The organism is Acetobacterium sp. UBA5834 (assembly GCF_002435675.1).
Lineage (GTDB): Bacteria > Bacillota > Clostridia > Eubacteriales > Eubacteriaceae > Acetobacterium > Acetobacterium wieringae.
This window is the reverse complement of record NZ_DJGY01000061.1, coordinates 17,015-30,829: the sequence shown is the minus strand read 5'-3', so window position 1 is coordinate 30,829 and position 13,815 is coordinate 17,015. Positions and strand designations below refer to the sequence as shown.

The 13,815-nt window shown below is 46.3% G+C and carries 12 protein-coding genes and 1 other RNA gene; 3 read left to right on the top strand and 10 right to left on the bottom strand.

Going from position 1 to position 13,815, the window contains the following annotated elements; translation table 11 throughout:
• Window positions 1–44 precede the first annotated feature (44 nt).
• The 4 genes from eno to B3F51_RS12680 form a co-directional block, all read right to left on the bottom strand.
• Window positions 45–1,334: a phosphopyruvate hydratase gene (gene eno, locus B3F51_RS12695; protein WP_286947453.1), complete on the bottom strand. Its 1,290-nt coding sequence runs from the start codon at window positions 1,332–1,334 to the stop codon at window positions 45–47.
• A gap of 177 nt (window positions 1,335–1,511) precedes the next feature.
• Complete coding sequence (locus B3F51_RS12690) at window positions 1,512–1,706, bottom strand: DUF6440 family protein (protein ID WP_070371012.1); 195 nt, start codon at window positions 1,704–1,706, stop codon at window positions 1,512–1,514.
• A 126-nt stretch (window positions 1,707–1,832) separates the two neighbouring features.
• Window positions 1,833–3,062: a phenylacetate--CoA ligase family protein gene (locus B3F51_RS12685; RefSeq protein WP_286947452.1), complete on the bottom strand. Its 1,230-nt coding sequence runs from the start codon at window positions 3,060–3,062 to the stop codon at window positions 1,833–1,835.
• Window positions 3,063–3,574: 512 nt separating this feature from the next.
• Window positions 3,575–5,728, bottom strand: coding sequence for an ATP-dependent helicase (locus B3F51_RS12680; RefSeq protein ID WP_286947450.1), 2,154 nt, complete (start codon window positions 5,726–5,728; stop codon window positions 3,575–3,577).
• A 208-nt stretch (window positions 5,729–5,936) separates the two neighbouring features.
• Here B3F51_RS12680 and B3F51_RS12675 point away from each other — a divergent pair, with 208 nt between their 5' ends.
• The gene (locus B3F51_RS12675; protein ID WP_070371009.1) at window positions 5,937–6,245 is read left to right on the top strand and encodes a hypothetical protein; all 309 of its coding nucleotides are present in this window, start codon (window positions 5,937–5,939) and stop codon (window positions 6,243–6,245) included.
• 81 nt (window positions 6,246–6,326) lie between these two features.
• On the opposite strand, the gene B3F51_RS12670 is transcribed toward B3F51_RS12675, so the two are convergent.
• Genes B3F51_RS12670 through B3F51_RS12660 form a run of 3 tightly spaced genes read right to left on the bottom strand, consistent with a single transcriptional unit; the run spans window position 6,327 to window position 8,161 of the window.
• Window positions 6,327–6,878, bottom strand: coding sequence for a permease (locus B3F51_RS12670; RefSeq protein ID WP_286947448.1), 552 nt, complete (start codon window positions 6,876–6,878; stop codon window positions 6,327–6,329).
• Window positions 6,875–7,354, bottom strand: coding sequence for a permease (locus B3F51_RS12665; RefSeq protein WP_228881700.1), 480 nt, complete (start codon window positions 7,352–7,354; stop codon window positions 6,875–6,877). The genes B3F51_RS12670 and B3F51_RS12665 overlap by 4 nt, the downstream gene beginning before the upstream one ends.
• A gap of 36 nt (window positions 7,355–7,390) precedes the next feature.
• Window positions 7,391–8,161: a methyltransferase domain-containing protein gene (locus B3F51_RS12660; RefSeq protein ID WP_286947446.1), complete on the bottom strand. Its 771-nt coding sequence runs from the start codon at window positions 8,159–8,161 to the stop codon at window positions 7,391–7,393.
• 119 nt (window positions 8,162–8,280) lie between these two features.
• Between B3F51_RS12660 and B3F51_RS12655 the strand changes: the two genes are divergently transcribed.
• Window positions 8,281–9,090 (top strand): LysR family transcriptional regulator, encoded by an 810-nt coding sequence (locus B3F51_RS12655; protein ID WP_286947444.1) that lies wholly within the window; start codon window positions 8,281–8,283, stop codon window positions 9,088–9,090.
• Window positions 9,091–9,241: 151 nt separating this feature from the next.
• Here B3F51_RS12655 and B3F51_RS12650 read toward each other — a convergent pair whose 3' ends face one another.
• The 3 genes from B3F51_RS12650 to B3F51_RS12640 all read right to left on the bottom strand — a co-directional run bounded on the left by B3F51_RS12650 (window position 9,242) and on the right by B3F51_RS12640 (window position 11,939).
• Window positions 9,242–10,381 (bottom strand): 1-propanol dehydrogenase PduQ, encoded by a 1,140-nt coding sequence (locus B3F51_RS12650; protein ID WP_286947442.1) that lies wholly within the window; start codon window positions 10,379–10,381, stop codon window positions 9,242–9,244.
• Window positions 10,382–10,609: 228 nt separating this feature from the next.
• Window positions 10,610–10,875: signal recognition particle sRNA large type (gene ffs, locus B3F51_RS12645), an RNA gene on the bottom strand.
• 62 nt (window positions 10,876–10,937) lie between these two features.
• Complete coding sequence (locus tag B3F51_RS12640) at window positions 10,938–11,939, bottom strand: DUF3089 domain-containing protein (RefSeq protein WP_084633586.1); 1,002 nt, start codon at window positions 11,937–11,939, stop codon at window positions 10,938–10,940.
• Between the two features lie 196 nt (window positions 11,940–12,135).
• Between B3F51_RS12640 and B3F51_RS12635 the strand changes: the two genes are divergently transcribed.
• A complete protein-coding gene (locus B3F51_RS12635) occupies window positions 12,136–13,815 on the top strand; it encodes a 2-oxoacid:acceptor oxidoreductase subunit alpha (protein WP_286947440.1) in 1,680 nt (559 codons plus the stop codon).

Below are 13,815 nucleotides of genomic sequence, written 5' to 3'. Positions count from 1 at the left end.
ACCAACGTTATTTTTCACTCTTCACTTCCTTATTTGTGTTTTCTTTATTTGATGTTATAAAACGCATCTTTCCCGGCGTAGTCACCCAGCAGACCCAGCTGTTCTTCAATCCGCATCAGCTGATTGTATTTTGCCACCCGGTCGGTTCGGGATGGTGCCCCGGTTTTAATCTGTCCGGCATTGACGGCCACCACCAGGTCGGCAATGGTAACATCCTCGGTTTCCCCGGAGCGATGGGAAACCACCACGGTATAACCAGCCCGCTTAGCCATTTCAATGGTATCCAAGGTTTCGGTCAGGGTGCCGATCTGATTGACTTTGACCAGAATTGAATTGGCCACGCCGCTATCAATACCCCGTTTAAGACGCGCAGTATTGGTGACAAAAATATCGTCTCCAACCAGCTGAACCTTTTTCCCCAGCCGCTCGGTCATGATTTTCCAGCCATCCCAATCCTCTTCATCCAGACCATCCTCAATTGAAATAATCGGGTACTTGTCAATTAATATTTCATAAAACGCAATCATTTCCTCGGCAGTTTTTTCAACCCCTTCACCAGCCAAAAAATATTTTTTGGTTTCTTCATTATACATTTCCGAAGCTGCTACGTCCATCGCCAGTTGGACATCTTCACCCGGAAGATAGCCAGCGCCTTCAATGGCCTCTACAATCAACTGCAGCGCTTCTTCATTGGATTTGAGATTCGGGGCAAAACCGCCTTCATCGCCCACTGAGGTGGCCATCCCTTTTTCGCCAAGCACTTTTTTGAGCTGATGAAAGATTTCTGAGCCCATCCGCACCGCTTCCCGAAAGTCCCGGGCACCCACCGGCATAATCAGAAACTCCTGAATATCAACATTGTTGTCGGCATGTTCCCCGCCGTTTAAAATGTTCATCATCGGGGTCGGCAGCAGTTTGGCATTAACGCCACCCAGATATTTATAAAAGGGCAACCCTAATGATTTGGCCGCCGCATGGGCCGTAGCCATGGAAATCCCCAAAATCGCATTGGCACCCAGCTTACTTTTGTTTTCAGTGCCATCCAGAGAAATCAGCACTCCATCAACGGCTATCTGATCGGAAGCATCCATGCCCACCAGAAACTCCTGGGCATAAGCCACGCTGTCGACCGCCTTTAATACCCCTTTACCCTGATAGCGACTGCAATCTTTGTCCCGCAGTTCCACCGCTTCAAAGGCCCCGGTGGAGGCCCCTGAAGGGACAATGCTGCGGCCCATGGTGCCATCTTCCAGTATCACATCCACTTCAATGGTTGGGTTTCCCCGGGAATCCAGTATTTCTCTGGCAAAAATATCTTCAATATAAGTATTCATTTTTTCCTCCATTTTTTTATTCTGGTCTCTGCCAAACACTTCGGTGCTAAATTCTTGGGTTCAATTTTTTATATCCTTTTTTGTTTATACACCTATTTTATGGAAATAAACTTTTACCGGAAATAAAATGCATACAAAAACCCTGAAAAAGAAAATCTCTTTCAGGGTCTGGGTATTTTATTTTTCAGGGGCAACTAAAGGTTCACCTTCTTCATCAATCAGTACCGTGAGTCCGCCGCCAAATTCATCAAAATGATATAAGTAATTAATTCCTGTTTCGGTATCTTCAATGATCTTGCACCCGGAACTCTCGCCAGTGGGTTCGTTGAGAACGATTTTGAATCGGTTTTTCTTTTGTTTTTTTGTTTTCATTTTTTTCTCCTCTTAAATCAAGGTGGCCGAATTCATTATACCCAATTCCGGATAAAAAATCAATTTTTCTGGCAACTTTTTAGAAAGACGGCTTTTCGAAACGATCTGATCCCCGGGGTTGTCTACTTAACTGAAACGACGATCAATGATCCGGATGCTTTTTTTCTCGGATCGGGGCAAGGAGCCAATCGAGCTGGCCTGGGGAATGACACTTAAGCCCACCCGGGATTTAAACTGACGTTTGACCTCCTCTTCGATTGCTTTTTGATCAATGCCGTTTAAGACTTCAAACGCCAGAACAACCCGGTCTTTACCGTCCTGATGATCGACCGTGGCCAGATATTCACTACTGACCCCCGCCACCGTTTTTAAGAGCTCGTCAATCTGGCCAGGGTAAATGTTGACCCCCTTGACCTTGACCATGTCGTCAGTGCGGCCAATAATCCGGTCATGGCGGGGATGAACAGAGCCACAAGCACAGGGGCCGGGAATAAAGCGGGTGATATCATGGGTACGGTAGCGCAGCAGCGGTGCCCCCTCCTTCCGGAAGGTGGTGATCACCAGTTCACCATATTCTCCTTCTGGCACCGGCTGCAACGTTTCCTGGTCGAGAATTTCAAAGTACAGATAATCCGACCAGTAGTGGAGCCCATCGTGTTCGCTGCAATCGATGGAAATGCCCGGACCATAGATTTCGGTCAGGCCATAAATATCAAACAGCTCAATTCCCAGCTCTTCGGCAATCCGGCTGCGCATCTTGTCGCCCCAGCGTTCCGAACCGATGACACCCCGTTTTAAATGAATCTGATCGCCCAGATTCTGGTTGGCCACCTCTTCGGCCAGCAACAGAGCATAGGATGAGGTCGAGGCCAGCACCGTAGCTTTTAAATCGACCATCATCTGCAATTGTTTCTGGGTGTTCCCCGGCCCCATCGGAATCGCCATCGCCCCCATTTTCTCGGCCCCGGCCTGAAAGCCGATCCCGGCAGTCCAGAGCCCATAGCCTGGGGTAATCTGAATCCGGTCTTCATCGGTCATCCCGGCATAGTGATAACAACGGGCAAACATTTCCGCCCAATCAGCTACATCGCTGGCGGTATAGGGAATGATCACCGGCTGGCCGGTGGTTCCCGATGAAGAATGAATCCGTACCACCTCACTGTCCGGTACCGCCTGCAAACCGAGGGGATAGGCATTGCGGAGATCACCCTTATCAGTAAAAGGCAGCTGCTCAAAATCAGCCATGGTGTTAATATCATCCGCCACAATTCCAGCGGCTTTAAACCGTTGCTGATAAAAAGGACTCTTCTCTTCCAGTCGCTTGACCAGCGCTTGTAAATTTTTTAATGTTTCCATTGTTCTTTTCCTCTTTCCTGTAATAAAAAAAGACCCATCCCATTATTGTCTGCAACAATAAAAGGATGAGTCAAAATAACCCACGGTACCACCTTTATTCACAGGCTAATCTAACCTGTGCACTTGATCTGCAAATGCCATCACATCTGCCATCCCTTAACGTGGATGAAACGTTGTGAAATACTCAGGCCCTGCCCTTTCCTCACACCCTCAGGTGCCCATTATGCCAGTCCGCTTCCTGTTTGGCTCTCACCATCCCCAACTCGCTTTAAATGCGCTGCTGACTTTACTCCACCATCACCGGTTTGTTTTTTCTGAGTATAGCCCTAATTTATATTTTTGTCAAGAAAACATTGCTGATTTGACGATTTACAACAGCTGTATCAGTAACGACAAATCATGTTGTATGCATCAGAGCGGACATGACGATAGCCTGTCCGAGTCTGCAGCATACAACAGATTAACAATTGACCGGTACGGTAGTTTGCCACAACCTGATTAAACACAACCCATCATTTGATCACACCGTTTTCCAGGCAGACAGCCAGATTCATTTTCTTTTCCCCGGCGCTCTCAAAATGGATACTGGCAATATTGCCGTTACGGGTCAGAATGGTACCGGCCCCAAAACGCTGATGGATCACTACCCGACCCTGCTGATAAGCCTGTAGATCGACGGTGGCACCGCTGGCCGCACCGGTATGATAATCTTGCCATTTACCCTGCTGACGGCCAAAACTCTCACGATGCCGAAGCCCCGGTTTTTCCGCCGCCGCTTTTTTGCGGGGCAGCCCATCAATTAAATAAGAAATAAACGGCGATGGTTTGATGTCCTTGTCCCGGTGTTTGACACAGAGAAATATCAGCTCCTGTTTGGCCCGGGTGGCGCCGACATAAAAGAGCCGGACTTCTTCGGCGTAGGCCTTGGCATCTTCCGGGGTATTGGAGACATTGGGAATCTGCCCTTCGGTGGCATCAATGATAAAGACCTTTTCAAATTCCAGCCCTTTGCTGGAATGGAGGGTCGACAGGGTCACTCGGGGTGTTTTCGCTTTTCTGGTTTGAGGCTCCTGCAGCTTTTCAGACAGCATTTCCAACTTAGCAAAAAAGTCCGGAAAATTGTTAACCCGACCCCCGAGAATTTTAAGCACCGTCAGCTTCTGCTCTATACTTTCTTCTGATTGCCCGGAACTGATCCTGAAATTGAGATAAGAGCGGTACCCCAGGCTATCCAGAATCATCACAATTCCCCGCTGCGGCGGCACCGTCTGTAGTTTTTCAAACCCGTCCTTAAGCTCTTCTAGCCGTTTAACCTGCCAGGCCCGGTCACCACTGATCTTGATCAGGGTGTCAAGGACATTTTCGCCAGGTTTATGTCGCCGCTCCAGCTGGTTGATGGTTTCCCGGGAGATGGCCGTATCCATCTTATAGTAAACCTGGGTGAATAAATTGATATCATCCGGATTAATTGCAAACTCATAAAAAAGCCGGATATCCTTAATTAGAAAATGACCGAAAAACTGTGGACTATGTTCCTTGATCTGATAAGTGATTCCAGCCACATCAAAGAGATCCACCAGGGGAATAGCCGACTCATTGTTGCGATAGAGCACCGCGATTTCCTTGCCTTCCCGGCGGATTGCTTCAATGATCAGCTGATACTGAGCTTCGCTGGACGTCACCCATTCCCGGGCAATTGGCACCCCAGTAAACGACCTGTCCCCAGGCACCACCATTTCTTTTTGGTAGCGCTCATGGTTTAGCTTGATAAAGGCATTGGCCTTGTCAACTATCTGCCGGGTGCTGCGGTAATTGGTTTCCATCAGCAAGACCTCGCCCTGGGGCCAGGTCTCTTTAAAGGTCAGTAAAGCCTCAGGAAAAGCGCCCCGAAAACCATAAATACTCTGATCCTCATCCCCCACCATAAAAAGATTCCCGTTTTTCCCGGTTAATAGTTCAATGATTTTAAACTGAATCTTTGACGTATCCTGGGCTTCGTCCAAATGGATATAGGTATACTTATTCTGAAAAAAGGCCAGCATTTCAGGGTACTTTTTTAATAGTCCCCAGGCATATTTTAATATGTCATCAAAATCCATCAGTTGTTCCTGGCGTTTATAGCTTTCATAGGCTTCATAGATTGCCAGAAAATCAACCTCCAGTGGTGGCAGCAGTTTTATTTCTGCCTCGGTCAGCATCATGTTTTTACAAAAGCCGATCCGTTGACAAATTTCGCCCAGTTCAACTTCCCCCGGATGCTCCTGAAAAAGCTGCCGGTATAACTCCCGGATCACCGGCGTGTTATTCCCCAGTACCGTATGGGCCCGACGTCGGTAGCTCCGCTCATAATGACGGATAACCCCCAAAGCAAAGCTGTGGATGGTGCTGAAATGGAGGGTTTTTGCCTGGGATTCGCCAAACAGTTTGGTATATCTGGCTTTTAAATCCCGGGCCCCCATCCGGCTGAAAGTCAGGGTCAGAATTTCCCCCGGATCGATTTGTAAAACCTCCAGCAAATAGGCGATCCGACAGATAATCACTGTCGTTTTACCACTGCCCGGCACCGCCAGCAAGAGGCTCTGACCTCGGGTTCGCACCACCGCCTGTTCCTGCTGGAGATTTAGTTTTATTTGATAGGATTGTTTAAAGGTTTCAAAATTTTTCATGACCCCATTATAGCTGAAATATATTTTTTTATCCAGTCTATCAGCAGTCAGGCTATCACAATGTCTGCGTCAGCGCGCTAAAAAAAGCCACATCGAGTCATTTCCCGACCACTAAAATTTGTTAAATCTTGATTTTCTAATAAATTACTCGTTTACAGCTATTCTTTTCGGGTATAATAAACTCAGAAACAATTTTGAAATAGGGATTATGAGTTTTGAAGATGGAATGAAGGGGTTTACCTTTGGCATTATTTCTTTAATTTGTATTGGTGTCAATATCATTTTGACAACGATCGGTCTGAGTACCATCGCCTCAATTGTCAGCCTGGCTGGTCTAGTCACTGCCATCATGGCTTTTGTCTACGGCAAAAAAGAGTATGCCGCTGATCCGGATAATAAAAAAGCCAAGACCGGTAAAACCATTGGTCTGGTGCTGATTATTATCAACATCGTCTTTGCGGTTATTGCCATTGTGGCAATGATTGCACTGTTTGGCTTGGCAGCTTCACTGAGTTAAATTTTTCAAATCCACCATTAAATCAAAAGACACCTTCATCAATGAAAGGGTGTCTTTTTTATGTGGTGCTGCCACCGTTAGCTATTGATTCATCTTGCGGGCCAACTCATAGATCTGCCGCTCATCCGCATCGGTGAGAATTCTTTCCATACTATAGGCAATCACCAGTACCCCGATAACATCCATCACCAAACGGATCAGGGTAAACTGCCAGCCCATCGCCGCCACTTCAAAAAGCAGCAAGGGTATTTTCATCGATGCCCAGGCCCCGACGATAATAAAAACATTGGCCAACCGACTGCCTTTGTTTAAGAATACCCCAGCCACCGGAAAGGCCCCGTAAAGCGGACCGGCGGCGGCAGCTCCCAGAAAGAATCCCAATAATACCCCAATAATCCCCGAATCTTTGCCCATGTATTTGACCATTGTTTCTTTTTTTACCCAGACATCCAATAGACCAATTAAAATAAAGATCGGCGGCAGTACCCCCAGCATTTCTAACACACTGCTGATTGCCAGGCTGTAGACCTGAACCCCCATGGCTGGTCTGACAGCCAGTATAACCAGGGTGACCGCAATCATTATCACAAAAAAGCGATACCGCTTGACCAATTCGACGCTCTTCTTTTTCATGACAAAATCCCTCCAATGACCAGCGCAACCAATATCGAAAAGACTAACCCCATGCCATTTCTTAACAATGTGGCCTTTTTCCCGAAATACAGAAATTCAACCGGCATGGTCACAATTCCCACCATCATCAAACTGGATACAAAAGCGCCAATTTGCATATATCCTGCGCCGTTTTGAAGTAGTGCCGCTGCCAGGGGAAAGGCCAGAAAACCCGGTATTAATGTAATTGAGCCAATCACTGTGGCAATGACCACCCCCACCCATCCTGAGTTTTCTCCGATAAGTTGGGAAATTTGCTGCGGTGACAATAGGCTGAGGATCACCCCAATCAGCAACACAATCCCCAAAAATTGGGGCAAAATATTCTCAAAGGCTTTTAAAGCCTTCATCAAGGCCATTTTTGTTTTTTCCCGGCTTTTGACCAAGGAAAAAACGAGCCCAATGGCCGCCAATCCATAAAAAACAATCGTCATCATATTTAATCCTCTTTTCCTTTTCTGCATTCGATCCGGCTATTTCATCCCAATAAAAAATATCCGCTTAAATTCAAACAGAATCTTTCCGTCTTTCTGAACAGTATACCCCTTTTTTATCTCGTTTAATACCTTAGTATAGAATTCAGCCTTTTGATTCTCTGCGAATCGATTGGCATAAGGCCTTAAGCCGGTACTCATACAAAATTCTAAAATATCTTCAGGAGCATTCATCAAATGAAAATAGTTAGTTTGCCATAATTCGATTTTACAAAAATGATTGGTCAATATATCGTAATAAAATCCCGGTGCATAAGACCGGTGTAAATCTTTTTCAATTCCCTTGAATATATCTGGATCATATGTCTGCACGGCTTTTTCAATACAATCCGCAATTGTCATCGCGGAAAAATAGGGGATTTGAACCGCTAATAATCCTTTTGGCTGCAACATGCCACTTAAGTTTTTTATCACCTTTGCCTGATTTTCAAACCATTGCAGGGCGGCGTTCGAAAAAATCAGATCAAACCGTCCTAAATCATCCATCGGTTTGCTGCAGTCTCTTTCCAGCCAGGTTACATCTTTCACCGTTTCTTTTGCTTGAGTTAACATTGATGGTGACGAATCTGCTCCGAAAATTTCTGCTTCTTTAAAACGATTTCGCAGTGGCAACGTACTCATGCCCGATCCGCACCCAATATCGATGATCCGTTTAAAGGAATCGCCTTCAATTCTTTTTACTAAGTCCACTGACGGTTGTACCCGCTCTTTTTCAAATTGACGATACAGTGTTACATTCCAGTCTTCCATCTTCGATCCTCCCGGGAATTCTCTTTTGAATTGATTGTTTAATTATAGTGGATGTTATATAATTTGTGAAATAGATCTTATCGATCTTATCAATTCGAATTTGCGATCAAGGAGTTCTTATGGATACCCAGCATTTAAAAACGTTTATCCAATTGTCATCCACTAAAAATTTTACTCAGACTGCCAAGTTGCTTTTTGTGGCCCAATCCACCGTTACCAACCGGATCGCTGAGCTGGAAAAATCCCTGGGAAAACCACTCTTTATTCGGGATAAAAAACAGGTTGTCCTGACGCCCGAGGGGAAACTATTTTTAGGCTATGCCAAGCGACTCCTCGAACTGGAAGAAAGTGCTATTGAACAAATCAATGCCCCAGATTTCAACAGCAAGCTGATACGTTTTGGTACCACCAACTCGATCTATGAAAATTATTTGTATCCCCTGATCCGTTCGGTGCTGACCAATGATCTGAACATGTCCACCAAAATCATCATCAATCATTCCTTTGAAGTGCTTTCATTTCTTCAGGACGGTTTAATCGACATCGCCTTTACCTATATTCCCTTTACAAAAAACGACTATCTTTGTACACCCTTTAAAGAAGATGAACTGATTCTGGTAACCGCCAAAAACAATACCGATTTTGCTGGTGGCATTGTTCAGAAAGATCTAATCGCTCTTGATTATCTTTTCTGTAATTTTGCGCTCCAGAAAGTCGGGTTGTTCATCCGTGAATTATTTCCTCCTCACCATCAATTCAAATTTGAAATTGACAATAGTAGTAAGCTGATTCCCTTCTTATTAGATGGTATTGGCTATAGTTTCTTGCCTAAAAGTCTGATTTCTCAATACTTAAAAAACCAATCGCTGATTTCAATCCCGTTATTGGATTTCAACACCCCTACTATTAAAAGTTACTATAACCTATAAAGATGATGATGCCGTTGTTTTATCTAAGATCATTCCGTTGATGAATGCCTAGCAGGCTATCAAAATAGCTCCCTAATCAAAAACACCTGGTTAAAGAACTTGTCTTTAACCAGGTGTAATCATTGGCTTTATACCTTTTTTTGCAATTTATTTAAAATCCATAATAGGCCTGGTCCATAACGCCTCCCAGTTTTTCTCTGGTCACTTCCACCGGGTTGGTCGTGGTGCAAATATCAGCCATCGCCTTATTAAGCATTTCTTCCCGGGCGCCCAGATAATCCGCTTCCGAAACCCCTGAGGCTTTTAGCGAAGCGGGAATATTTAAAGAAGCACTGAGCGCTACCACACTGTTATAAAGGGTTTCGGTGGCGTTACCGGAGACATTCAAAATACCAGAACCACTTAACAACCGGGCATACTGATGCTGAACCTTTTCGTCCTGACCGTTAAATTTGATCACATAGGGCAGAACAATGGCATTGGCCAATCCATGGGGCAGATGGAACATCGCACCAAAGGCATGGGCAATACTGTGGGTAATACCCAGACCGGCACTGTTAAAAGCAATCCCGGCCATACAGGAGGCAATCTGCATGCTGCCCTTGGCTTCCAGATCGGAGCCATTCACATAACTGGGATAGAGGCTGCGAAAAACCAGTTCCACGGCCTTATTGGCATAACACCGGGCAAAGGGATTGTTCTGGGTGGAAATAAAAGCTTCAATGGCATGGGTCATGACATCCATTCCGGTTGCGGCGGTGGCCCCGGCTGGGACGCTTTCAATCAGCTGCGGATCAAGAATCGCCTCATCCGGCATCATCAGGATATCGGTTAAGGGAATTTTGGTATTCTTCTGTTTGTCGGTGATGACTGCATATTCGGTAACCTCAGAGCCTGTTCCGGCGGTGGTCGGAATAGCAATAAAAGTCGGTTTATGAACATAGCGGTCTTCGAAAAAGATCCGTTTGAAATTGACACAGTAAAAGATAATCGCCTTGGCGGCATCAATGACCGATCCACCACCAATGGCTATCAGCGCGTCGGGTTTATTCATGATGATATGCATCAGACCCTTTTCGACGATTTCGGTGGAAGGGTCGGATTCGATATCAGCAAAAACATGATAGCTAATCCCTTTGGCATCCAGTTCATCGGTCAATTTTTTTAGCAAGCCAAACTTGACCATCCCCTGGTCAGTGGCAATACAGACATTTTTAAAATTATGTTTCTCAATTTGTTTCAGGGAACCTTCCCCATAATAAATTGCTGGCTTCACTTGAAAAAATCGCATGGGTTTTTCCTCACATTCTTAATTTAAACTTTCGTTACGGTTCTTTCTGCCACAGCGGTATCCGATTCTGGTCAGATTGAACTTTTTTCATTATAGCAAGAATGCTTGTTAAAATATAGATTATCCCTAATTTTTATTCCATGATGACCATTAAGTATCATGATTCTGCCGCAACGCAAAAAGTCTATCGGATACCAAACTCTGTTTGACATTCAATAGACTTTTTTGTCGTGCACCCCACTTCGACTACCAATTTCCAAGCGTTACACAGGTAGTTGGCTCAAATCAGATAATCCTCCGGCACATAGAAGATCCTACTTACCGCTGCTTCATTCCTGACCTGACGGGGTTCATAAGTTTCTATTGCGAAGGGTCCAACTCTCAACGCCACTTTCCTCTGGCAGACCTCAAACCCTGGCGCCTCGATGGGGAATTCAACCCTGCTACAGCGGATTGCAGGTTACAAAGCACCGCTAACTCTCCATCTAGCACGACCTGTATATTATAGCCTATTAATTTGTAATTGACAAGACAAAATAAATCACTTAAGAAAGTCTCAGGATGCCTTGCTCAGATAATTAGCAATCCGCTGGGTGACGTTTTCCTGGAGGTTGCGATAAAAGAACTGGTAATCGTAAAGATGGTACACGCCATCCGAAAAAATATCCAGCACCGGGGGATAATCGGCCACTGCGACATCGGTAACCCGAAGTGTACCCCGGGCGGGATCCAGATAGGCCCCCGTCAGGTTGGGAATCTCTTTGATGATGGCCCCGGTGTAGTCGGTAAAGACGGCCCCCCGATTTTCTGCAGCCGTTGCCGGGGTACTGTCGGTTTTCCAGTTCAAGGGATTAATCCCCAGGGTTTGGTCGGGAACAATTAGCGACGTTTCAACCCCCACCGCCTCGGAATTAAAGCTGACAATCACCCCGGTATCACCGGCCTGCTGGGCCATTTTCAGATGCGGATACTGAGCCAGATCCGCCGGCGTCACCCGCCAGCCAATTAAGTAGGCGGCCACCAGTTGCTCGCTTAAGGCCGGATCGGAAAATTTCTCTTCCAGCAACCGCAACAGCATTTCTGATCCCTGACTGAACCCAGCCAGCACAAAGGGGCGGCCCTGATTGTAATCTTCCATGTAAATATCAAAAGCTTGAGCGACATCGGCATAGGCCAGATCAAAATACGGCTCGGCTTTATCCGGATCCATAGTATAGGCATTCAGTCCGGCCTGGCGGTAATAGGGGGCAAAAAAATTGGCTGACCCGTCATACAGTCCCTTTTCCATAGTGGTAGCCCCCAAAAACTGGGCTTTGGTAGTTTCGTCGGTCAGATCCATGGAATGAACCTCAGCCGTGCCCAGATAAACAGTCGGCGCCACAAAAAATACATCGCACGCCTTGATACGGTCGCTTTCAATCGGCAAATAGGCCCAGTTCTCCGGCTTGCTGTAATCCACCGACACTGCTGACTGGACACAACCTCCCAGAAGCATCCCCATGAGAATCAGAACCGATAAAACTGCAAGCGATCGCTGGCGCTTTGTTTGTGTTGACATAATTTTCCCCCTTTTATTTCGAATTCATTGCTACTGCCTATTCTATCTTTTTTGATCAGCCAAATCAAAACTTTTTAGCCATCCTGAATTAAAATGCAAGAAAATCAGAATCATTCTTTTAGAACTCCAATAATTGGGTAATCAGTAACAAAGCCTATTTTCTTTTGGGCTATTATCTTTGAATGGAGGGTTTTGTATGTATAACATACTTTTAGGCGGCGCCGCTGGCGATGGCATTGAAACAATGTCCGCAATTTTTGAAAAAATGCTGAAACAATCGGGTTGTCATCTTTTTACAATCCGTGATTTTATGTCCCGGGTCCGAGGTGGCCACAATTTCACCCAGATCCGCTTTGGTAATCAACCCTTTCACGCCCATCGGGACACCTTGAACGGAATCTTTGCCATCGATGAGACCACCTATTTGGAACACCAGTCCCGATTATCCTATGATGGCTTTATTTTATGCGATGAATCGTTAGCAATTGATGATTTCAGGGCCATTAAATGCCCCCTGAAAAAGACTGCTGCCAACCTTGGCAATCCCAAGGTTATCAACAGCGTGGCTACCGGGGCCCTGCTGAAACTTTTTGATATTCCCCTTGATCAAGCCGCCGGTACTTTAAAAGCAAGTCTCCGGGCTGACCTGGTTGAGGTCAACCTGTCTGCCATCAAAATGGGTTATGCTTTGTTAAACACCACTCATCATTTATCGCCGGTTGTAACGTCAGAACAGCTTTTACTGTCCGGCAATACCGCCATTGGCCTAGGGGCTGTAGCCGCCGGAATCCGGTTTTACTCGGCCTATCCGATGTCACCATCGACCAGTCTGCTTGATTTCTTTAATGCTCAAAGTAGCGCCATGGCCATTGCCGTCGAACAGGCTGAAGACGAAATTGCCGCCATCAACATGGCCATTGGAGCCGCCTATGCCGGAGCCACTGCCATGACTGGCACCTCCGGCGGAGGCTTTTCGCTGATGGTGGAAGCCCTGGGCTTTGCCGGTATTGCTGAAATCCCGCTGGTGGCAGTTGATGTCCAACGTCCCGGACCGGCCACCGGTTTTCCCACCCGAACTGAACAAAGTGATCTGAAATTTGTCATCTCGGCCTCCCAGGGGGAATTCCCCCGGATGGTCATCGCCCTGCGGGATCATGCCGATTGTTTCTATCAGACTGCCCGGAGTCTGGCTTTGGCCAAGAAATACCAGATTCCGGTCATTCTCTTAAGCGACCAGTATCTGGCCGATTCCACCACCACCGTCCCGCTTTTTGATGTCAACAAAATTGTCTGCCTTGACCAACCAGACCCGGCGGTTCCGGCAACGGACGATCCGCCATATCAACGCTACGCCCTCACCGAAAACGGCATCTCACCACTGGCCATCCCGGGGAAAAGCCCAGCCCTGGTCCGGGTGGACAGTGATGAACATGATCCCTGGGGACAGATTACCGAATCGGCAACCATCCGCAATCAGATGGTCAATAAACGGCAAAATAAATTAAAAGCCTTAAAAGAAGAACTGATCGAACCGGAATTCTGGGGCTCCCATCAATGCCAGTCACTGCTGGTAGGATTTGGTTCCACCAGTGGGGCCATTAAAGAAGCCGTTGACATTCTCAATCAAAACGAAAATAACTATGGGGCCCTGATTTTCGGCGATATTTATCCCCTGCCAACCGAACGGCTTCGTCATTTTGCCGCCCAGGTGGTCGAAATAATCAATGTCGAACAAAACGCCACTGGCCAACTGGCATCGTTAATCCGGGAAGAAGCACTCATCAGCTGCGACCACAGCATTCTCAAATATGATGGCCGCCAGTTATCTGTAGACGATATTCTCAATGGTATTAAAAATCTTAAAGGAGGCTTTTGA